We start from the raw sequence: 21,709 nt of genomic DNA on the forward strand, positions 1-21,709 counted from the left end.
CGCGTCAGTCAACGAGTTCAAGATAGCGCTCCCTCATGAAATAGATGGTAGGGACCTTGGCGCGGCGCTGCACCTCGTCGTCCCCCTCCCAGACCACAAGCTCTGTCCCGTCAGTCACATCCCCATGCTTGGAACCCAGGGCGACATAGCCAACAACACTTCCCAATCCCTGCTCCGCGGGGTACTCAGCAAGCACCTGCGCAATAGAAACCTGAGATTGCCGCTCCAAGATGGCCCGCACGTGGGCCTTAAGCGTTCGAAAGTCGATTTCCGATTGCCGAACCAGCTCGCTCACCGTTTCGAGGTCCAGCTCTGACGGCTCCGCCGCCTGCATCGAGGAGTCGGTTACACGCTCCGACGGGTCGTAAAGCGCCCACTGGGACACCGACCTGATTCGGCTGCTGGACTGCATGAGCTCGAAGCCCAGCTGCTCGTTTGGCCGCACCTCGTCCTTGGCACCCAACGCAGCCTGTGTCGCTGCTTTGAGGAGGCTATGCAGCCGGCGGTGCTCCAAGAATTCCCGGCTCTGGACAAAGCTTTTGAGGCTACGCGCGAAATTCTGCAGGACATCGTGCACCCCTCGTCCTTCGTTCAACAAGGCACCAGTCAGCCCCAGCAAGAATTTGCGCTCCTGCGATTCCAGCTGTCGCGCGAAGGGCCGACCAGTCACCTCATCCAACGACTCGCGCAGCGTTGCGGCCTGCTCGCTATCTGTCAGCAGCCGCCAGAACGCATGGAAAGTTCGGCCGGCATCGCTTTCGCCGATAAGGTCAACACCGGCAAAGAGCTGCTCCAGCACATCACCACGGCTCCCTTCGTTCTCCATCAAGCTCTGACGAAGACCTCGGTTCAACCTCTCGAATTCATCACGAACGCTTCGGAAGTCGGCCGCGAGTTCTTGCGCCAAAGCGATGACTTCGCGCGCCCGTTCCACAGCCCGGTCTGGGGCAAGCGCTTTGACTCCACCACGTTCGACATCAGTAATCGCCCGGTTAATGCGGTCGCGCTCGGCGCGCAGCGCAGCCAGACGCGATTGCGGATTGGTATTGGTCTCCTCTGCCAGTCGTGACAGTTGGTGAATCACAACGGATAGCCGACTCTCTGTCGCAGTGGTACGCGGCTTCAAAAGCCCTGTCAAAAAGCGCAGTGCCGTCAGCGCGTCAACCGACAGCTCGTACTCCTCCTCAGACGCCCCCGCAGGAAATCGACGAGTCAACCATCCCTGGCTGAGCCACTCCGCGACATATGCCTGCGGCGTTTGCGGAAGCTCTTCCCCAACAGCGCGTAGCGCCTCAATGTCACGTGCCAAACGCTCATGAAGTACTGAGCTGGGGAGGGTTTGTTCGGATTCAACAAACAAGGACTGCAGCAATCCAATCACAACGGGAGCCTTATTGGCAGCCAGCAGGCGCCAAAGAGGCTGCTCCCGAAGATTACGTAGCGCAGCGGTGCCGCGAAGCGCCTTCATGGTGCGCCTCGCTTATTCACGTCAAACGAACTTACTCCCCTCCCAGTAGAACCCTTTAGGAAAATAGAAGATGCAGCCCATGCATACGCAGTCATATCCTCGCCTCCTCTGATTCTTTAGCAAAGCAATGAAGCACAGGGGTGTGCAAAAAAAGTCACAGCAGTACAACTTTTTAGGCACAACAACCTAGGCAATCCTCAGTACTCGAGCAGCGACTGGAAGATATATCCACCTCTCAACAACCGAAACGCCCGTTGCCGCAGCCAAAGCTTCGGCATACACAGCAAGCTGCGGTCCGTGTTGAAGAGTCAAGCTCCCGTCACGTTCACTCCCTCCAGGGTTGGATTTGTGGTCCACAAGAATCCAACCTTGAGGAGTTTTCACAAGGAAGTCAATTCTTCCTCTGACCCGCGTTCCATCAGGACGATTCGCCTCAATTGGTACTTCAACAAAGGTCGGACATCCAGGCCAACGCTCACCGCACCATGCATGGAAGGCCGATAGCTGCGCGACAACCGCAGCGCTGTCAACGGCGTTGCCTATGCCCCAGTTGCTGAGAATGCTGCTGACATCGGCCTGCTCCACCACTCCACGTGCACCAGCCCGAGCGATACAGAGATGGACTGCCGTCCCTAGGTCGGCCATGTCCGGCTTTCCCGTTAGCGCAATACGAATGCCGACGTCTGCGGTCTCAGCAATAGCGAACTGCCCGCCAACTGCACTACTTGGTCGGTGCCACAAGGGCACTGCCGATGCGAGAGGTCGACGGGTGAACCAATGACGGTCTTTCGGTGCTCGCACTGGTGGCTCGGCTGCGCATTCGTCTTTGCTCCAATCCTTGGATGTTCTTGAACACCGCTGGCCATCAACAAGGACCACCTCCTCGGTAGGGCCAAACAGAATCTGACTTGCGCCCTGCACCTCATCCACCCAGCCGCGTACTGGCCCAGATTTCCTGGCGAATGACACCAGGATGTTCACATCTCTGGCGCGGGTCAACCCGACATAGAGCAAGCGCTTGTTTTCCGCCTCGGCATCTTTTTGCATGGAGACCCCGGTCGCACTTGCTTCCGCGTTGACTGCGGCTTGTGGGGCCGCGCGCTTACCCCAGGTCTTCGGCCAGCAGTGAATGAAGCGATTGCCCAGCGGCATCTGCGGGTCAAAGACGCCTTCCGTGCGTGCCCGCACATTCCAAAGCGCACTTCTGGCAGTTTCGCCAAGCGCAGAAAGGACAACGACTGGCCATTCCAAGCCCTTTGACCCATGGTAGGTGAGGACCGTGACTGCGCTGTCTGCTGACGCAGCTCGGCCATCGTCCTCCGCTTCCGCGGTTGCATCGAGCCATCTGAGCATCCCACTGACCGTTGCAGGTCGCTTGGCTGCGATGCATTCGTCCTCGTAGGCCTTTCCCAGTTCTACCAGAGCTTCAACGTTGGCCAACCGGTTACGTTCCTCATGCGGAGTGTTGGACCATTGGGCGACAAGCTGGGCAACATGCGATTCTGCGGTGGCCAGGCGTAGAGCTTCCAGAGGAGTCAAGGAGGTGAAGGCCGGGCGCAGTTCTTCGAGACGTGCAAGTAGTGGATGTGCAGATTCGCCGTGCGTCTTCCACTCATGAGCTTTGACATCGGGCTGCCCGAGGTAATTAAGGCGGTCCGCCAGCCATGCGTCTACCGGGATGCCATCTGCCAACGTCAGCACCAGAGCGGATGCAACAGTGTCGCTGACATCGTGCATGCGGCGCAGACAAGCCAGGACAAAGATGGCCTCCGCAGTTCCCAGCAGGCCGGCGCGGGGACTTGCAGAAGGAATGCCCCACTGGGTGAGCGAAGTGACGGCCAAATCCACTTGGTCGTGTTTCCGGCAGAGGACTCCGATGTCACCGGGTTGGATTGCCCGAAGGGTTTTGGTCGCCTTGTCTTCTACCTGCATCCCAGAGTTAAGTAGCTCCGATATGGCCTGGCCCAATGCCAGATAGTCCGTACCATTCTTGCTGCTCTCAAAGTTCCAGTTCAAAAGCGACGACTGATTAGGAAGGTCATTTCGAGCGGGCTGCAACTGAACATCCGGTGGTGCCAGTTCGGGTTGGAAGGCGCCTCCGAACACTGCATTCGTGAGCGAGACTAAGGCTGGGGTGGACCGTCGCGATGTGGTCAGGGGCTGACCAATAGTGCCACCCCAGCCAGGAATGGCTCCGATGATTCCAGCGAAAAGGCTGGCATCGGTTCCGCGAAAGCCATAAATCGCTTGCTTGGGGTCACCAACCCAGATTGAACGCTTGGCCAGCTTGGCGAACTCCACGAACAGCGCAAGCTGGAGAGGACTTGTGTCCTGGAATTCATCGACCATCACCAGGTCAAGTTCGTCGGCCAACACCTCACGGACGCTTGCGTTTTCTCGAACCGCCCGCAGCAACAGCACCTCCTGGTCACTGAAGTCCACGGCGCCCAAGGTCTTCTTGGCCTCCGCATAGGCATCCAGGGCATCAGCCGCTAGATTGAATATCAGCTCAAGATACCGCCGAACGTCGGCGTGGAAGGCTGGATGCGATTCGTGCGCCTGAGCCGCAGCTTTCACGGGCTCTAGAAAGTGTTTGACCTTAGCACCGGCGTCGATACCCGCTGCACCAATCCAGTCGGGCCACGACCATCGGTCTTCGCGGAAAGCACGCTCGAACTTCTGCAAATCACCCAGCCCGTCTTGAAGATTCTTGGCCCCTTTGGCGCCAGCCGCATTTTGCGCGTCGACATAAGCTGCGACCTCTTGGCGCGCGGTTATCACTGCTGCGGCTAAAACCGCCGTCGGGTCACCGCCTGCGGTCGGCGCTGGCCAATTCGCAAGCATTTGGTCTGCGTTGCGCGGCCCCATCGTCCGCAATGTGACGGGTTCAATGTCGTTGTCCAGAGCCGCCTTGACCACATCCTTGACGGTCTTCGCCCAGTCTTCCTGTTCAATTCCAAATCTGCGCGTGAGCTGCACGAACTCGGCCTGGCCCACAGGGTCGAGAGTCTCAGCAAGTGATGTTTCGAGCAGCCGTTTCGTCTGCCCTTCGCTGAGAACGGTCTGGTCGGGGGACAGCCCCAACTCAAAGCAAAACTGCTTGAGCATCTGGCCGCAGACACTGTTGACTGTTCCCAACCTGGCTTGTCCGATAGCCGTGGCAAGGTCAACACGGCCTTTCTCCAGCGACCACGACCGGGCGCGTTCACGCAGCTCCGTGGCGGCCTTCACCGTAAACGTCGTTGCCAAAATGGCATGGGGTCGGGCAGCGCCGGACTCGAGGGCCCGAGCGAGGGTCTCAGTCAGCTTGTAGGTCTTGCCGCTACCGGCACCCGCGCTCACAAATTCGATGTTGTTCATCACTCCCACCCTCCCAGTAATACGAGATAGTCCCGGTCCCATTGGCTGGGCCCCTTCACCGGAAGCGTCCCCTCGGGACCGTTGTAGTCTTCAGTTGGTCCGCTGGGGACAACTTCAATTTGCCCTGCGGCGAACTGGCCCGTTCTCCAGGACCAGGTCGCTTTTGCCCGGTCAAGCAGCGCAGCGACCGTAACTCCCTCGGGTGGAGGTGTGAATTGAGCCTGAGGGAAGAAGCCCGGGTGCGAGATGAACAGCGCGCCGCTTTCCAGGATGAAGAATCCCAGTGCCGCAGGTGCAGTTCCGGTCTTCTGCTCGACCAAGCTGGAATACAGAGCTAACTGAAGGTGGCCACCCTCGCGCAGCGTCCGTGCGTAGTGGTTATCTCCGCGCCACTTCATGTCGAGCGCGACAACCTTGTTGTCAGGCAGCTCGACCAGAAGGTCAATCTTTCCGGTCAACGGGACCGGTCCGAGCACGCCATCAAATTCGGCCTCGGTCTGAACGCGTACTGCTTTGGCTTCGCGCAGATGTTCCAAGAGCGAGCAGATTGCGCCTTCGCAGGTCATCTGGAAGCGCTGCAGGCTGATGCCAGCGCCTTGCATCAGGAGAACAGCCCCTTCTGTGCGGAGCAACTCATCGGTCTGAGTTCGGAACCAGTCCTTGGCTTGCTGGTTCGTCCAGGTAAGGACATCGGCATGCGCAAAGAGTTTCTCGAAGACGCGGTGGGCAAGAATGCCGAGAAGACGGTTGTCCTCTTCCACAGCAAGAATAGAGGTTGGGTTCAACCGGGCAATCCTCTTGAGCGCGAAGAGAGCGGGCGCGTTGAACAACTCGTTGAGTGCCGTGTAAGACTGTGGATTGGAGGACAGCTTCATCGGCCCGGGGAGCTGGATATGGCGTTGCACTTCCGGAAATGGGAGCGACGCCACCTGTTCGGTCAGACTCCCTACTAACTGGTTGTCACATGCAGCATCGAGGTTCAGGGCCTGTGCTTCAAAGTCTGGAATGAGTTGTTGGAGGAGTTGTCGGACAGGATGGACTTCCCATCCAGGAGGGGGCAAGACCATCACAAAGCGCTTGCGAGCTGCCAACAAAGGACGTAGCCATTGCAGGGCTAGTGCTGACAACTGCTTCACGGGGTCCCGCAGGTCGACTCCCAGTTCCTTCAAAGCTTGGACTTCTGCACTCGACCACGGGAGCTGCTGTACCAGCATTGGCGTGGAAGGCATCCACCAAATAACCTCGTCAGCTGGCTCGATGCAAGCTGACGCACTGTTCGCAGAGCGCATGCACCCAACTTGAGAAACGGCACCAGGATTGGACGCACCTGTGGGCGTCGCATGAGCCACCAGCTGTTCAATTTGCCGGGGCAGCAGCGTGGTGACGCCTTGTCGGGAAAGTTCGGAGAGGCTGTCGAGAACAGCTGCACACTGGCGATACGCAGGTGCGAACGTGGCCGCTATGGCAGGGTCGCCGGACAACCTGCGGCGCAATGCTTCTTTGAGCTTGTCGACCCGCGCGAGCAGGACGTCCAAGGGCGCCCCCTGGTGGCGTGACCAACGTTCGCCCTCAAGCCACAACTCGATATCAAGCACCAGAGCCTCGCCATCTTTGCCGGCAGCAATCTTGTTCTTGGCCTCTCTCCACGCGTCTCCGCCAATCCCCGGTTGCTCTGCAACGGCTTTCGCGAGCGTGGCTCGCGCTTTTCGGCTAAACGGTCCCACAGGATGGGTCAGGAAGTCGACCAGGCGACCAACGTCGAGAGGTGCCCAACACAACTCCAAGGCCAGACCCAGCGCCTGTAAGGCAGGGCGAAGCTGGCTAGGGTTTTCAAAGCCGCAGTTGACTCCGCCTGTGGCGACTAAAGTGGTGTCAAGGGAGTCACCATGGTTTTCCGCGAGGACCAGCCGGTCGGCCGGGTGGGCTGCAGCGTGCGCGCCAAGCCAGTGCTCAGCTGTCGAAAAAGACAGTGTGTGAACGAGCTGCACGCTACCGTCAGCAATGGGAGGCATCTTGCTTGGTGCTTCCTTTCCTGACATGACGAGAACAGCTTTTTCTTGCAGGGCACGCAGTGCTCCCTCTCCGTGAGGAATACCGGGGCTGAACTGAACATCCGGCAAGCAGGCCAACACCCTGCGCCACAAGAGAGGGAAATCCTCCTGCGGGTCAACAAGCGAAACGGAGGTAATCGGGTTGGGGCCTGTCGACTGGAGCACCTTTTCCACCAACAACAGCCGGGTGGCTTCACCCGGCGGCATGTCTGAGGCAGTCGACTCAACCAAGGCTAGTTCTTGAAGCCGAATAGGATGGGATGCCTGCGCAGTTCCCTGCCAGCCCCCGAGAAACCACTCATCGCGCCAAGACAACAGCTTCGCCGCTGTGCCAATGCTGTCGACTTTCATCGATGCGCTGTAAAAACGGGCGCCATTGTCGTGACGCTGCAGGTGCCCCATGTAAACTGCAACGCGCTGTGCTGCCGCCACCTCCGGCCTAGACAAGCCAAGGTAGGTTTCCAGCAATGACAAAAAGCCGAGCCGCCCCACAACAGGTGTGTTGAAGGAGTTCTGCGGCGAAGGGCCCTGACGGGCATCAAGATTAAAACCGAAGGTGACATGCATAGCGCGTAAAGCAAGTAGCGCAAGCACATCGGGAAGGGATGCACCTGCGCGGTCTAAGCAAAGGGCAACATCAGCAAGTTCCGTATTCCACTCCCCGGAGTGTCAAGCCGGCTGGTCTGATGAAAATCGAACGTTGCCCGGTCTCCCGAGCCGCGTGTTGACTACTTGTGCTCCTTGCGAACGCCCTTGAAGGGCTCGCCGTCCTTCTTTTGGTCCATGAAGCGGCCGTTGCCGGTGTCGCGCTTGGTCCAGGTCTGGTTGGTAGGGTTGAACACCTGCGAGCGGTCGCGCACAGCACCGCGGCGGGCATTGTTTCCAACGGGGTCGTTTTTAGCCATTTCAGTCTCCGGTGTTGTTATGCGTTGAAGGAGTGGGTCCAGCCAGGGAGTCCACTACGAGAAAGGAAATCTACCAGGGGCGGGCTTCCGAAGAACTGCAACCGCCCACCAGACATAAAGGCGAGAGCAGCTTGGTCAATGCGCAGATTCGCATTCCGTGCTTTAGCCGTGAGCTGGGCCAGCAACCGAGAGTTGTCATCCCGGGTGCCCGAGGACGAGCGAGCATCAAAGACGACAAAGTTAACCCAGCCGCCATTCTGTGCACGCTCCCGAATATGAGCGAAATTCACTTTCATCTTGCACTCCTAGCCCGGAAAAGGTCGAGCATGGAAAGCATTGTTGCAAGCGCACTGGTTCAAATAACGACCTACTGAACAGCTGCAGGAAGATTTTTCGATACTGCGGCGCACAATGCGGCGTGTAGGCGCTGCCGCAGTTCCGGGGGTTCCAGAATCTCCACTTCTGGGCTGTGGCGCAGGAGGTCCATCAATAGCTCTTGGTCGTTAGAGTATGGAATCTCAAGGATGTAGCTACCGTCCTCAAGGAGCTCGCTTGACTGGTCGTGGTGCCAGATTTCCTTGCTGACCCATTGGGCTCGTGCCGGTGTGAACTTCAAGCGAGCACGATGGGCCGCTTGACCGGCAAAGATGCCGTAGCCATTGCGGAAATGCTCCTGCATTTCCTCTTGGCTGACTTCCATGGCAGCCTCGTCTACGACACTGACCTCGTCAACAGCTTCCAGTGCAAAGGACCTGAGAGCATTGCGGGTGTGGCACCACGCGTCCAATATCCAGTTTTCACGATAGTGCACCAGTTGTTGAGGAGAAATGATGCGTTCAGTGTGCTCCTTGCGGTCACGGTTCAGATACCGCAAATGCAAGCGCTTGCCGTCCAGCAAGGCTCCCGCTATGAGTTGGAAATGCTTGGACTCAACCCTCCTGGGCGCGAAATGGATGAGTTTGAGCTTACGCTCAATGGGCTTGGCCGATTTTGTACCTTCGGCGAGCAGGCTGCGGAAACGGGATTTCAGCGGACCAACGTGTTCGTCCAGCAGGCCTGGCTGAACCCCCTCTACCAGATGAAGCATCGTCAGCAGCGCAAAGACTTCTGATGCGTTGAACCAAACTCCGGGAAGTTCGAACCGGCCGCCATCGGCCAGCTCATCGCGGATGACCCAGCCGCGCCGGCTGCGGTCCCAGTCAACGGGACATCCGAGCCGGTCGCGAAGGAAATCGAGGTCACGCTTTACAGAGGCCTGCGAGACCTCTAACTCAGCGATGAAGGTGGCCATCGACACCGAATCTTGCCTTCGGATGAGGCGCACTATTTTCGTTATACGCTCAATGCTGACCTTCGACATCTAGTACCTCTTCACGGAATTTTCGTGGCAATGAAAGGCGTTGTTGCATAAATCGACCCGAGGCCGAGCTACACCAAACCCCAGACGGATTTATGCCACGGCCCCCGTCTGGGGCGAGCCCAGCTCGGTGAATTGATTGAGAATGGATACTTGGACATTGATTTCGGCCATCCAAGCTCCTTTGCCTGCGGCACACCATACTGTAGTCGGGAGCTCCCCATGCTAGGCCTGCCATACATAATAGCGACTGCACCAGACCCAGCGGTTGACGCAAAGGCTGGCCAAACAAGCACTTGATGGTCAGGCAGAACTGGATGGCCGTATCTGAGAACGTGTGACAACGCCCGCGCTTGCACGTGGGCGGGGTCAACCATTGCATGTCCTTATCCAGCCAGATAGTCAAGTCGCCTCGAGCCTTCAACGCTGCGCTGTATGCCTTCCAGTTTGTAGTGCGATATTTTCGTCGACCCCAGCTTGTCTCACTCATCACCCAAGCCTACTGCAATTGCCGGCTGCTTTGTGCAACGCCCTTCAATTATCTAGATTCATTTTTCCTATCAGCAAGTATTCTGATACTTTTACAGAAATTATCTAGCTCATCAGAGGAAAAGATTTTTAAATTATTCCCTATCTGCAAAATGACCTTATCCAAAAAATCTTTAGTGTCAAAAAAATTACCGGAAATATGCTTTCTTTGCAATTGTTTAACCTTAAAGTTCCAAAATGGATTTTTTTCTGCGGATTCAATTTCTCTTATATCGGGCATCCGCTGCCTTTTTATTATTTTATTTCCAGAGTCCCAACGCAAAATGGAATACTCATGAACCCATTTTATCAATGCAATCCTCCTATTGGAGTTTGGCATGGATTTAATTAGTCTTAAAAGCAATGTGTAATCTTTATACTCGTAGTAATGATTCAATGCTTTCAGTGCTTTTTCATGAATTGCAATATCATCTTTTGAAATATCAGAACTCACAATACATCCAATATATTTTTTAAATTTATCTCAAACTCCTCCGAAGAGGCCATCAAATCAATGGTCTTAAACCGCATGCGATGTCCTTGGATATCCACATAGGTGTCTACAACCCCACCGCATTGTGGGTGCAATAACATGCCTTCACTGCGCCAGCCTTGACCTAAGGTAGCTGCCTCTTGCGTGCGCAGATAGGCGTAGAGTTGGTACAAGTAGCCGCTGCGCAATACCTCTTCCTTGTATTGCGTTGCGGTGAAGATGCTCGTGAACTTGGTATCAATAACCAGCTTATGTTTGCGGCTATGGTGCAGAAGCTCGATATCCGTCTCCATACCTGGCAAGTGGTTCAGAACACCTTCTGACCCTAGCTTAACCGGCCAGCTTAATTTTCGCCCTGGTAGCACCTGCCAGCCCAGAGGCAGTAGCTGGATACGCAATGCATTGCCCACCGCTTTTTCAAACAAGCGGCGCACCAAGTAAGCATCGGCATTCGCCACCACCGAGTGTGCCCCTCCCATCTCTTCACTGGGAATAAACGCCTCAAACACCATCTTGGCCAAGCTCACCATCAACAATTCGGCAGTCTCGTTGCGGCTGACTTGGTCGGTTGCAAGCTCCGCCCGCGAAGGTTTTTGGCAACCAACGCCCATGCGCCCCATTAGTTGTGCAAGTGCTTTGCACTCATGCACCAGCTCTGGAGCTTTCAACCTCACTGCTAAATGCCCCAGCGCAGCGCACACCAGTCGGTTACGTGGAGTGTCCAGCGTGTGTGCTTCAAACCGGCAAGCAACCCGCCCTTGCTCCAGCAGCTGCCCCGATACGGTGGTCAGCACATCAATGCGCCCGCGCACGCGTGAAAGCACCGCATTCCTGGGTTGATAGCCACGGCTTAAGTTACGACGCAAACGCTGCTGTACCACCTGCGTAAGTAGCCGAGCTAGTAACTCTGGGAGATTGCGGGCACTCTCTGCTTCAACTTGCGTGGCATCTTTGAATTGCACCAAATCAGCCGCATACAAAAACAGCAGCCAAATATTGCGCAAAGGTATGGGGGAGGCCATTTCTGTGCACGCCTTATGCCGGCGTGAGCAACTGTGCAATGGCCTTATCGGCACGCTCAGTCGTGTCAAACCAGTATTCATGCAGCAATGGGCCAATTTCCGACTGCACCACTTCCGCAAACCACCTCCGTGCATCGTGCACCGCCTCATGTGGAGTCACATATGAATGGCCAATTTGGAACTGTGCCCCCAAAGCACGGTCTGCAGCAATCTCAGCATTCAACACCTGCATACGGGTTTGAATATGGGCAATGTCTGCAGCATCCAAGCCCTTGCTTTCACACCACTGCTGCCAAGCTGCATTCAAACTTGGCACCAAATTCACAAATGCAAAGCGGCGGCGTAGGGCCAAGTCCACCAGTGCCAGTGAACGGTCTGCCACATTCATAGTACCAATCACATACAGGTTCTCTGGCACATACACCTTCTCACCGCGTGATTTGGAATACGCCAGTTCCATCGCATCGACACGGGAACGCTTGCTGCTCTCCAACAACGTCAACATCTCACCGAGCACCTGCGCTGGATTGCCACGGTTGATTTCTTCGATGACCAGCACATGCTCTACATCTGGCTGGGCAATGGCAGCCTGTACCACTTGCAGGAACACGCCGTCGGTCAGCGTCAAACGCCCATCACCACCGGGGCGGTAGCCGCGCACAAAGTCCTCATACGATAGTGCAGGGTGAAACTGCACCACCCGCAGTTGCTCATCAGACACTGTTTTCTGGCCAATCAAGGCTTTGGCCAAACGCTTTGCAAGCCAAGTTTTACCTGTACCGGGCGGCCCTTGCAAAATCAGGTTCTTCTTGCTCTGCCATTGCTTGAGCATGCTGCTGAGCTCAGCCTCGGGCACAAAGCAGCCCTCGGCCACCATATCCACTACGCCATAGGCTGCAGCCAACAGGGTTTGCTCGTCTTCTTCCTGCGACCCCTCACTGTCTACCGCTTCAACCTTTAACACTGCTGTTGAATCGGCGCTCAAAAAACGTTCTAGCCAATAGGGCTGCGACATAAAAAAATCGTAGTCTTGTTCAGTGCCATCAAAAGCAAAGGCCACCAACTTTCGAGCAAGCACCTCATCTTCCACGCGTGCACGGTTCACTGTAGTGCGGTAGGTATAGAAATACCAATCTCGAGGTTTACTCTGTAACTCTTCCCACTCCACGTCCACCTTGCGTCCGTCACCATGGTTGCGAGTCACTGTGCCGATGGCTTTGATTTTCATGCCACTGACTGACTGCCCTTTGTTATCAAATGGCAATTCGTACTTGCGCACAAAACTTGACTTGATAGCAATCCTGTCACCGGGCTTCATGCTGCGTACTTGGTCTGTGAACTTGTCGTGGTAACCGTTTTGCCAAATGCCTTCTTTCAGAAAGCTGTCGGTGAGGTCATCGTCACCCCACATCGCCCCCACAAACCAATACTTCGCAGTTTCGGGTTGCACATCTTCTGGTGCTGCTGCCTCCTCGTCCCCTTTGAATTTAGTTTGCACGCCTTTAAAAATCGCGATGGCTTGTTCTTGTGTCAGGGTGGTAGCCTCCTTGCCTTTATCCGTGAGCGCCCACACACCGCGTTTGGGTGCGTACATCCAACCAGCCTTAATCAGATAGAAGCGAGCCCAGGAAACGCCAACCTCAAACTTGGAAAACCCATCCTTTGTTATCTGCGCCAGCTCTTGCCCAGTGACACCCTCATTCTTAGCAATATCAGAAAATGCTTCTTTAGGCTTTGCCGTTCCACCCAAACGATGCAGCGCACGCAGTAGAGCATCAAAGTAACTGACAAACTGCGGCACACCTTCAATCTTGGCATTAAATAAAGACATCGATTTTTCTCTCTCTGGTTATCTTTTGTTGTTTTTACTTTTGTATCACTGATTCCAATCTACCAACTCCCGGCTGCGCACCGGATTTGTGCAGTCCCTCCAATTCGGTCTAGGAAAACTTGGGAATTCCACGCCTCAATCTTCGAAATTGAAAAATCACCTACGCAAGACAAATTAGCGCAGCAGTGCGCTTCGCGCGCGTCAGCGCTACATACATCAATTTGCGTTGGTTAGCCGTTGCCTCTGGGTCTCCGAAGTAAGCCTCAGGGGCAACAACCACAACGGAATCAAACTCCAAGCCCTTGGCACGGTGCATCGTCGCAAAATGCACAACACCTCGGCTATCAGCATGGTTCGTATGAGCAGTAATGGTCACACATGAAAAACCTGCTGCCGTGACCTGTTGAGCAAGCGTCTCACGAAGTTTTTCCGAGGGAGCTATCACGCACACAGACCATGCATCTTGCGCACTTTGCGCCTGCTGTCCATCTTTGAGGAAAGTAATGGCTTGCGTTGCGGCCGCCTCTAACCCTTCGACCGGATAAACAATTGGGGCTGGCCCGTGTGATAACGATTTATACCGTCGCGTCTCATCTTGACCTCCATCCAAGTCATCAACTTCGCAGCCCTCTAGTAAAGCTACAGCCTGTCTGCGAATTTCATCGGTCGTGCGGTAGTTCAGGTACAGCTTACGTGCTCGGCCGCGGATATCGATGCCACATTTACTCATTGCAGCTTTATTGCGGCTGTAGATGCGCTGGTGGCCATCACCTACAAAGAACAAGTCATTGGTTCCAGGCTCAATCATGGCTCGCAGAAGTTTCAGTGCCTGCTCGCCAAAATCCTGTGTCTCATCTATCAGGATGGCACTGTACGCAGGACGTTGTGCTTCACCTGAAGAAAGCATGGCAGCAACTTCACGGTAAGCATCATTTACTTCTTTGAGTTTGCGTGAGCTGAGCTGGCCTCGATACTCCTCAAACACTGGCCAGATAGCGTCCCGCTTACCTCTGCTCAAGATGCCTTCACGGCCTGTTCGACGGGCAACTCGGTATTCATCGCGCGTCGTTACGCCTTGGGCAAGAATGACTTGTTCCAGTTCTTTTTCGTAGAAGTCCTTGGACAAATCTAAGGTCGTATCCCGTACGGCCATCGCCGATTCCCAAGCTTGCAGCGCACCGTCTTGCTTACGGTCATAAACAATGCGGTGCTCTAGCTTGTGGCTGCGCATGAATCCATGCACCCAAGCATCAAAGTTACGGACCTCAATTTTTTCGAGCGTGGATTTGCTGCACAAGGTGCGCAGGTTTTGCTCAATATCACTGGCAAGGTTCTTGGTGAATGTGGTGAACAGTACCTTTTGACCTGCGGGCGTGCCATTCTCCGCCAACCACTTGGCACGATGCATGGCCAGCACCGTTTTACCTGTACCAGCGCCACCTAATACACGCACCGCCCCAGTGCGGTCACCATCAGCGAGCTTCTTTTGGGTCGGATGTAAGAAGACGCGCCACTGTGCCAAAGGTGCATTCATGATGGCGAGCATGGCTTCGTCGTCATCCACAATCACAAAACGCGATTGAGACTCGGCCGTCTCCAAAGCTGCAGCAAAGTTTTCGGTATCGATGTCTCGGTCCACCCGCGTCTCACGGGCACTGAGAACTTGGCTCACGGTGTCACCGGCAGCAACCAGAAACAATCCTTCATAGGCTTCTACCGGCAATCGGGCCTGTAATGCATCCAGTTGGTTGTCGGAAGCGATGGCACGGACGACATCCAACATTTCCTGCGGCACTCCTAAACTGAGCAACTCGCGGTCTTGCAGCGTCTCAAACAAGGTGGATGAATGTGCAGACTCCGACTTGACCTGTCCAGCTGTTTCGGCAGCAGGCGCTGCTGCCTCGGCACTTTGTATCAGCACCAGTTGCATCGCCCCGGTCACGGGGTTTACCGCAAGCTTACGGTTTTCCGCCCATCGATATGCTTCGTCGTGATGAGCGACATAGAGCAGCACATACACATCGCCGCTACTGGGTTTGAAAACGATACCGCGCCAGTCGCTATCTAGCCGTACCGATTTCAGATTGGCATCGCGTGCCCCAAGAATGTTTTCGTAATTTATCCCTGGGCTCTTCGGGTCTACCTGGAACTTGATAGCCCATTGCATGACCTTGGATTGCACGTTTTTTGGCAGCTTGGAAAGCTGGAGCAGAAAATCTTGTGAAAGGGCAACTTTGGGTTTGAGGCTCATGCAGCCACTCCTTCATTTATCTTGAGTTCAACACCTAAATATTCAGCTGCAACCGCAGCCCATGGCCTGCCTTGGGTTGTGGCCATTCCTTCATCGAGCACCAAGCATTTCCAGCCCTCAGCCACCCAATATTCCTGCAGGTCTTCTTGGTCTGCTCGCAAAACGGCAAGTTTGGCATCGCTCCAAGCCAACTCACAGTCTGCCAATGCATAGCCTTTAGTGTCCGCCAGTTCTAAACCCACCTCGGGCGGTGACACACCCGCATGTGCCAAGGCTTTAATTCCAGACGCCATGGGCTCCAACACTTGCTCAACCACGGCCTGCCAAATGCCGTTAAATGCAGCTTGTGCTTCACTTTGGGCTGGTTTCACCGACTTATAGCTAGCGCTCAGCACGTCGTAATCGTGTGCATACAAACCTTCTCGTTCCACCAGCCATGTGCCCGGCATGAACTGCAGCGCGTTAAACGCATGCAGCCACATACGCCATGCGTGGTGTAGAGCCTCTTCACCATCAGCCGCGGCGGCATCAAACAGCACTACGCAGGGTGCGGTCCAGGTCACCTGCTCCGGCCACCCCTTAGCGATAAGCATGGGCCACCACCCGACAACATTCGTGGCACCTGACTTCTTCGACATAACGGGCGCCAACCCACAGCCGCCTGGCTGCTTCAAATGCAAAGGCAGATGCTCTTGCCAATGAGCACGCTGATGCGTTGCCACGTCCTTGTCTGCAGGTGTGGATGGAACCATCAAAAACTGCAGCCAAGACGCATTGCGCTGCTGGGTATCCATCGCCGCGTCTTGCTCAGCTGTACCTTCAGAGCTGGCCAGCCACTGCAACAGCTTGGCGACCGCGTGCTGGGTGAATGCCTTGGCTTGTGCTCTCGGCACTGTCACAGGAGCTCTACTGCCGTCATGGCGGCTCAAAGCAACCGTCAGCGCTTCCAAATCAGTGTCAGCAGTCTTGTCCAGGGCTGCGGCTACATCTTGGTGGGTCACGGACCAAACCCAAAACTTCCCACTGGCCACCAAAGCACTGCGTTTGAGAGCATCTGCTCGGATGCTTTGTTTGTGATAGCTCCAGCCGTCACAGAACACCGCGATGGGACGGCGCTTAGAGTTTGTGGACCATGGCCAAATCACAAAGTCCGGCTGACTGGGGACAGCCACCCCATCATCGCTGTGACATTGACGTTGAGGTTCAATGCGATAACGCTGCCCATTGAGCTCCAGCACATAGCCTGACTTGCCATAGACTACGTCTTGCACGAGCTTCACAGTGGGTATGCCTGCCACCCCGCCCATCTTCTTGAGGCTTTCGATAAATCGAGCCTCTAAGACGGAGTCGAAATTGGGGTTGATATAGATATCAGAGATGGTCTCAACCCGCTGCAAAGCAGGCAAGGAGTCCAGCAAATCCGCTAGTACTGCCTTGGCACTGTCGCGGGACACCTGCTCCATATTGCGCCCCAGCCGGTATTGGTAGAGGCAGCGGTAGCAGCCATCTTTTTCGGGGTCATGGTTGCACGCGCAGGTGTGCAGCGCATCTAGCGCAAGGTGCAGTACCTCTGCCAATGTCTTCGCATCCTTGGCAAGCAGCTGGTGCAAATAGCCTGTTCCGCCAGGTACTGAGTCATAAAGCATGACAAAGTGTTTGCGCGGACCTCCATCTTTGCCAGGCTCATCTTGCAGCACCATGCGCAGATGGTCGACTTTCCCACCAAAGCGGCGCTTAAGGCCCAACTGCACTGCCGCCATAAACGACTGCACCACGGTGTCGTCCACGCCATTTTTCGTATAGGGCACCAAGATACGCAGTGCCTCTGACTCGAACTCACGGTACAGATACAGGCAATCGAGCAGATTGCTTGGTTCATTGCTGCCGTGTTTGACGCAATCAAAGCTATGGTCTTGTTCTTCAGTAAGCGTGCGTTTTCGGGTAATTTTCTGCACCTTGCCGCAGTGCTTGCACAACTTAAAGCCAGGGCGTTGCGTCTCCTTGTCAGCAACCTTGAACGCCTCTCCAGGCTTGGCCAACTCACCAAAGTTCACATCCCTGAACGTGACGCGGCCAATAAATTCGAAGCCAAAAGGTGTTCCACCTGTCGGTATTTGCCATGCCTCTTTGATATCTACAGGCTTAAAGTCAGCCAGCAATTGGCGCACGTAGTACTTTGGCTCGCGGTCTTCCGCACTGTCGTCAATACGAACCTCGGTGTCATTGCTGTTGGCAATGGCTTGCCTAAAGCGCAGCAGAGTTCGCTTTTGCCCGCCATCCGACCACATTGCGTCACCACAGTTCGGACATACCGCATGCACATCGGGCTCGATGCTCAGGTTCTGCATGTGATGGCAACTGGGGCAAAAACGCCAGTCGTCCGTATCGGCCAAACTCATATTGATTTGGTCGATTTCCACCCGGCGTTGGTTCGCATAGAAGCGATTTTCCGGTGCAAATTCTGCCAAGGCAGATTGCGCGGGTCGCTCAAATTTTTGTGTGGCCAGTGCCACATAGTTTCCTTGGCCAGGCTCATCCTCACCGCGTTTACGCCACAGCACGGACTTCAGTTGAATGCCAGACTCAGGGAAGGCATAGTTCGGAATCAATCCCGCATCAGTCAAGGTATTGAGCAAGTCGCGCCCGTTAATTTCCTTGATGAGCTCCAGCATCTTGTCACGCTCTCGCAAGAGAACATCCAGCTCGTCCTGGGTGGCTTCGTCTTGTGGCTTTTGCTGTAAATGCTTCTTGCTGGCGTCCAACTCCTTCTGGCGCTTCTTGTAAGTTTTGCGCTCTTCCACCAGCTCTTCTAACGTCTTGGTCAAACGGGTGCGTAGGCCATCGCTTTCGCCCTGCCCTTGCATGAAGTCCCACAACCGACTGCTGACTACTGCATCGACATCCTGCCCCAGCAAAGCCATAAAGCCGTCAAACAGACGTTGCTCATGCTCGACCACATGCTCGCAGAAAATGTATGGAAAGCGGTCTTGCTTGGCCTGCTCCATCGCATCCAGTGCTTGCGAAGTTTTGTCCGGCAGTGCACTGTCATTTTTGAGGGTGGATACCCAGTCATCCATGCAAAAGGCAAACAACTGTCTACGCAACACCTCTGCAGCTTTCAGAAATACGCCGGGCGGAGCGACTTCACCAGCAATCATTTCTTCGGTTTCTTCAAAGAAATACAGGTCATGCGGGCTATTGCCATCCGCCAGGGTGGTGGTCATGGCATTGCCATCGCGGCGACCGGCTCGGCCAATACGCTGCAAAAAGCCTGCTTGGTTGGGAGGCACCGAGCACAGCAGCACGGAAGACAAGTCCCCAATGTCCACCCCCATCTCCAAAGTGGGCGTGGCTGAGAGCAAGTTCTCAAACCAAGGTTGCGGTTTTTTGTCCTTAAACCGCAGCTCCAAGGCCTCGCGTGCCGTGCGTTCCAGCAAGCCCGTGTGCTCAGCTGCAATAACGCGGCGCAAGTCCCCTTGGCTAAAGCGCTTGACCCACCAATCCGCTGCCTCAGGTATCAACTGGTCATAGCGGTACTCCACAGCGTTGAGGCAAGGCATGCCCAGCAATTGCTCGGCATCCGCACGCGCTACCGCCAGCTTGCGCTTGTTGGCAGAGGTGGAAAGAAAAGCCACCTCCGTGCTCACTTCCAAGGCCTCAGGGTTTAACGCCAAGGTATCACCCTGCTGGCTCATGGTCCGGAGCAGCACGCCATGCTCTACCAGCATCTTAAAAGCCGCTCTGCACAAGTCCGTAGCCATTCCTTTGGACAACAGGGTCTGCTGGCTCAGTACTGCCTCAGTCCAACGCTCATACCAAGTTGGTTTGGTACTTCCCGCTAGTTTGTCGAAATGCTTGTGTTGGCCCAACGTCAGCAAAACTGGCTTAGGGGTGTACTCGCCCATTTTGGGCATCCACTCTGCACGTCCGGCACCTTTGGCCAAGCGCCATACATTGGCTGTCTCCGCATACTCCTGTATCTCTGCATGCATCACGCCACCGCGGCGGCGCATGTGGGTCAATGCGCCCCAAAGCCATTGGCACAGCAAGCTCTTATTAACCTCTTGCATGCCAAAGCTCTCGCGTAGCACAGGCAGAAGGTCGTCAACAACCTCGCTCAGTCGCGACAGGGGTACCGCCATCGTCACTTTGCCAATGCGCTCTAACGTGCGACCACGCTGGCTTTGGTAGGTCAGGTCGCTGAACAGTTGCCACAGCATGCGCTTGCGCACCTTTTGCGGTAGGCGCGAATTCGCGGGTAAGCTGCCTTTTTCCAGCAACTCCACCGACCAGTCGTGTTGCCATACCATATTAGGCGCCAAAAACTCGGCAACGAACTCAGCAGGTGGACAGTGCAGTACGGAACCCTCTTGCGCAAATCGTTGTTCAGCCTGCTCCAGCAACTGCGACCACGGCATGCTGACAGCCCCCAGCTCGTCCAGCACATGGGCCCATGCGGTACGTACATTGTTTTGCCAAGTGCGCGCTCCAAAAAAGCCTGCACGGTGGGCGGCATCTTGTACGGAGTCGGAGAACGCCATCAGCTTTTTGTCATCGTTAAAGCGACTGGCCCAACTCGCATCCACCACTTGAGAGCCCAAGGTAGCATTACGTGCACCCAGCAAGAGCAATTCACCGCGCTCGCCGCAGCAGGGGCAGGTATCGTCATGCCGTGTGTAATGCACATTGCCCGACACTTGCGAGCGCTGAGCTGTCACTTGGAATATTTGCAGCAACTCTTGGTGGCCACACGCCAAACACTCCTTGTCACCCGCTTGCAGGTTGCCGCAGGCTACGCAGGCAAATTGGTGCAGGCCTTGTACCTCCGGCCTGCTGCCTACGCTTACTGCTGCATACAGCCTGGCAGCTTCTGGGCGTCCTGCAAACCACGTGTTGTAAATCTCATCGAGCTTGGTGGACAGCTTGCTGCTGCCCGGCACCATGCGCGAAATCCAGCCCGTGGTGCGGCACTGGCTGCACTGCACCATGGGCAGGTAGACACCTTCGCGCTCGGCAGGCAAATCGCGCTCACTGCGCAAGCAAACGTCTTCTGGGTTGATGGCCAACTTGCCCACCATGCGGCGCAGTTCGCGCACCCACAGTTGCACACGCAGCGTTACCAAGGGCTGTTTGCCATCGCGCAAGGCCCACGCCACGAGCACCAATAACGCATCCAATACCCGTGTTACTTGGGTGCGGCTGGCAGCTGGCATATTGCGCGCAAACGCATCTTCCAGCGCGTCGTAGCGTGCCACACCGCTTTTCATCAGGCGAAGCAAATTCACAAACAATTGGTGCTGTTTGAGGTGTAGCCCCAATGCTTGGCGCCACTGTGGGCTGTTGACTTCTTTCACACTGGTGGGCTGCTGCACCCCAGGGAAGAAAACCTCAAACCACGCCTGCACCGCCTGCTCAGGCGATGCGTAGCGCTCTGGGTCTAAGGCAGCATCTACTGCGGGCGTCCACATGAACATATAACTCACCATGGCATCGCCCAGAAAATCGTCCACAGACAAGCGGTTTTCCGTTACCACCGCGTCTTCTGCAAAAGGCACACCAAATACCTGGCGTGCATATTCACGCAACGGCGCGGTGCCGGATGAGCCACCCAGCGTTGCCGAGGTCCCCGCACAAATCAGATGCTCCTCTGGTGTTTTTAACCGCGCCCGCAAGCGGCGCAGCAGCAGGGCCAAGTCCGTGCCTTGGGCACCGTCAAAAGTGTGCAGCTCATCCACCACCACATAGCGCAAGGTCGTCGGCCCGTTGTGCGCCCACAGCTTGCGGTCTTTTGGGCGCAACATCAGGTAGTCCAGCATCTTGTAGTTGGTCAGCAAGATATCTGGCGGGTTCTTGCGCAGGGTGTCACGGTCGGTAATCACCGATGTGGACGTCATTACCATACCCGAGCCAAGCGCACCCGCAGCACCGCCCACATACAGGCCCACACGCAAGCCTGCGAACGCGGGCACCTTGGCAATCAGGTCCGCAATGCGGCGCGCTTGGTCGGTGGCAAGCGCATTCATGGGATAGATGACCAAGGCTTTGATGCCGGACTCTCCCGCTTTTTTGCTTCGCACGCAATGGTCTAAGACCGGAAATAAAAAACACTCCGTCTTACCCGAGCCAGTCCCCGTGGCCACCAAGGTGCTTGCCGCCATACGCTGACTCGATAGGCGCTTCCAAGCCATCTCTTGGTGTAGGTAGCCTGGGAACTCAGTTTCAAATGATGAGAAAAATGACCTACCCGCAGTGCCAACTGCAAACGGCAGCCCCATTTGCACATAAGGCCCTTTGAGCCACGCGACCTCATCATCAATAAAGCGGCGCATCAGCCCATACATAAACGCATCGGCCGGCTCATAGCTAGACACCAAGAATTGCTTGAGTCCCGTCTGAATGTCACGTGCAAGCAGTGATGGCAGCATATTTAATGTATTTTTATT

The 21,709-nt window shown here is 55.6% G+C and carries 11 protein-coding genes and 1 pseudogene; all 12 read right to left on the reverse strand.

Annotated features, from left to right (window positions below; all coding sequences use genetic code 11):
• Positions 1-4: 4 nt before the first annotated feature.
• Positions 5-1,468 (reverse strand): DUF3375 domain-containing protein, encoded by a 1,464-nt coding sequence (locus WH303_RS12130; RefSeq protein WP_339518736.1) that lies wholly within the window; start codon positions 1,466-1,468, stop codon positions 5-7.
• 186 nt (positions 1,469-1,654) lie between these two features.
• A complete protein-coding gene (locus tag WH303_RS12135; RefSeq protein ID WP_339518737.1) occupies positions 1,655-4,828 on the reverse strand; it encodes a UvrD-helicase domain-containing protein in 3,174 nt (1,057 codons plus the stop codon).
• Positions 4,828-7,446 carry a PD-(D/E)XK nuclease family protein gene (locus tag WH303_RS12140; protein WP_339518739.1) on the reverse strand — a complete coding sequence of 873 codons (2,619 nt, stop codon included), beginning with the start codon at positions 7,444-7,446 and terminating at the stop codon, positions 4,828-4,830. Before WH303_RS12140 ends, WH303_RS12135 begins: the two co-directional genes overlap by 1 nt.
• Positions 7,447-7,607: 161 nt before the next feature.
• Complete coding sequence (locus WH303_RS12145) at positions 7,608-7,784, reverse strand: hypothetical protein (RefSeq protein ID WP_339518741.1); 177 nt, start codon at positions 7,782-7,784, stop codon at positions 7,608-7,610.
• Positions 7,785-7,801: 17 nt separating this feature from the next.
• The gene (locus WH303_RS12150; protein WP_339518742.1) at positions 7,802-8,080 is read right to left on the reverse strand and encodes a hypothetical protein; all 279 of its coding nucleotides are present in this window, start codon (positions 8,078-8,080) and stop codon (positions 7,802-7,804) included.
• 71 nt (positions 8,081-8,151) lie between these two features.
• Positions 8,152-9,144, reverse strand: coding sequence for a helix-turn-helix transcriptional regulator (locus WH303_RS12155; RefSeq protein ID WP_339518743.1), 993 nt, complete (start codon positions 9,142-9,144; stop codon positions 8,152-8,154).
• Between the two features lie 172 nt (positions 9,145-9,316).
• A pseudogene (locus WH303_RS12160) lies at positions 9,317-9,631 on the reverse strand (transposase); the annotation flags it as partial.
• 48 nt (positions 9,632-9,679) lie between these two features.
• Positions 9,680-10,123 carry a hypothetical protein gene (locus WH303_RS12165; RefSeq protein WP_339518745.1) on the reverse strand — a complete coding sequence of 148 codons (444 nt, stop codon included), beginning with the start codon at positions 10,121-10,123 and terminating at the stop codon, positions 9,680-9,682.
• A complete protein-coding gene (locus WH303_RS12170; protein ID WP_339518746.1) occupies positions 10,120-11,184 on the reverse strand; it encodes a 5-methylcytosine restriction system specificity protein McrC in 1,065 nt (354 codons plus the stop codon). The genes WH303_RS12165 and WH303_RS12170 overlap by 4 nt, the downstream gene beginning before the upstream one ends.
• A gap of 13 nt (positions 11,185-11,197) precedes the next feature.
• Entirely contained in the window at positions 11,198-13,015 is a 1,818-nt protein-coding gene (locus WH303_RS12175; protein WP_339518747.1) for an AAA family ATPase, read from the reverse strand.
• A gap of 160 nt (positions 13,016-13,175) precedes the next feature.
• Positions 13,176-15,266 (reverse strand): UvrD-helicase domain-containing protein, encoded by a 2,091-nt coding sequence (locus WH303_RS12180; RefSeq protein ID WP_339518749.1) that lies wholly within the window; start codon positions 15,264-15,266, stop codon positions 13,176-13,178.
• Positions 15,263-21,691: a DEAD/DEAH box helicase gene (locus WH303_RS12185; RefSeq protein WP_339518751.1), complete on the reverse strand. Its 6,429-nt coding sequence runs from the start codon at positions 21,689-21,691 to the stop codon at positions 15,263-15,265. Before WH303_RS12185 ends, WH303_RS12180 begins: the two co-directional genes overlap by 4 nt.
• Positions 21,692-21,709: the final 18 nt, after the last annotated feature.

Origin of the sequence: Comamonas sp. MYb69 (assembly GCF_037479315.1) — a bacterium.
Classification (GTDB): Bacteria; Pseudomonadota; Gammaproteobacteria; order Burkholderiales; family Burkholderiaceae_C; genus Comamonas.

Bases quoted from the DNA above. Each gene is read 5' to 3' on its own strand.
- WH303_RS12175 (WP_339518747.1), bottom strand. From the start codon at position 13,015: ATGTCTTTATTTAATGCCAAGATTGAAGGTGTGCCGCAGTTTGTCAGT.
- WH303_RS12180 (WP_339518749.1), bottom strand. From the start codon at position 15,266: ATGAGCCTCAAACCCAAAGTTGCCCTTTCACAAGATTTTCTGCTCCAG.
- WH303_RS12155 (WP_339518743.1), bottom strand. From the start codon at position 9,144: ATGTCGAAGGTCAGCATTGAGCGTATAACGAAAATAGTGCGCCTCATC.
- WH303_RS12135 (WP_339518737.1), bottom strand. From the start codon at position 4,828: ATGAACAACATCGAATTTGTGAGCGCGGGTGCCGGTAGCGGCAAGACC.
- WH303_RS12150 (WP_339518742.1), bottom strand. From the start codon at position 8,080: ATGAAAGTGAATTTCGCTCATATTCGGGAGCGTGCACAGAATGGCGGC.
- WH303_RS12130 (WP_339518736.1), bottom strand. From the start codon at position 1,468: ATGAAGGCGCTTCGCGGCACCGCTGCGCTACGTAATCTTCGGGAGCAG.
- WH303_RS12145 (WP_339518741.1), bottom strand. From the start codon at position 7,784: ATGGCTAAAAACGACCCCGTTGGAAACAATGCCCGCCGCGGTGCTGTG.
- WH303_RS12140 (WP_339518739.1), bottom strand. From the start codon at position 7,446: ATGCATGTCACCTTCGGTTTTAATCTTGATGCCCGTCAGGGCCCTTCG.
- WH303_RS12185 (WP_339518751.1), bottom strand. From the start codon at position 21,691: ATGCTGCCATCACTGCTTGCACGTGACATTCAGACGGGACTCAAGCAA.
- WH303_RS12170 (WP_339518746.1), bottom strand. From the start codon at position 11,184: ATGGCCTCCCCCATACCTTTGCGCAATATTTGGCTGCTGTTTTTGTAT.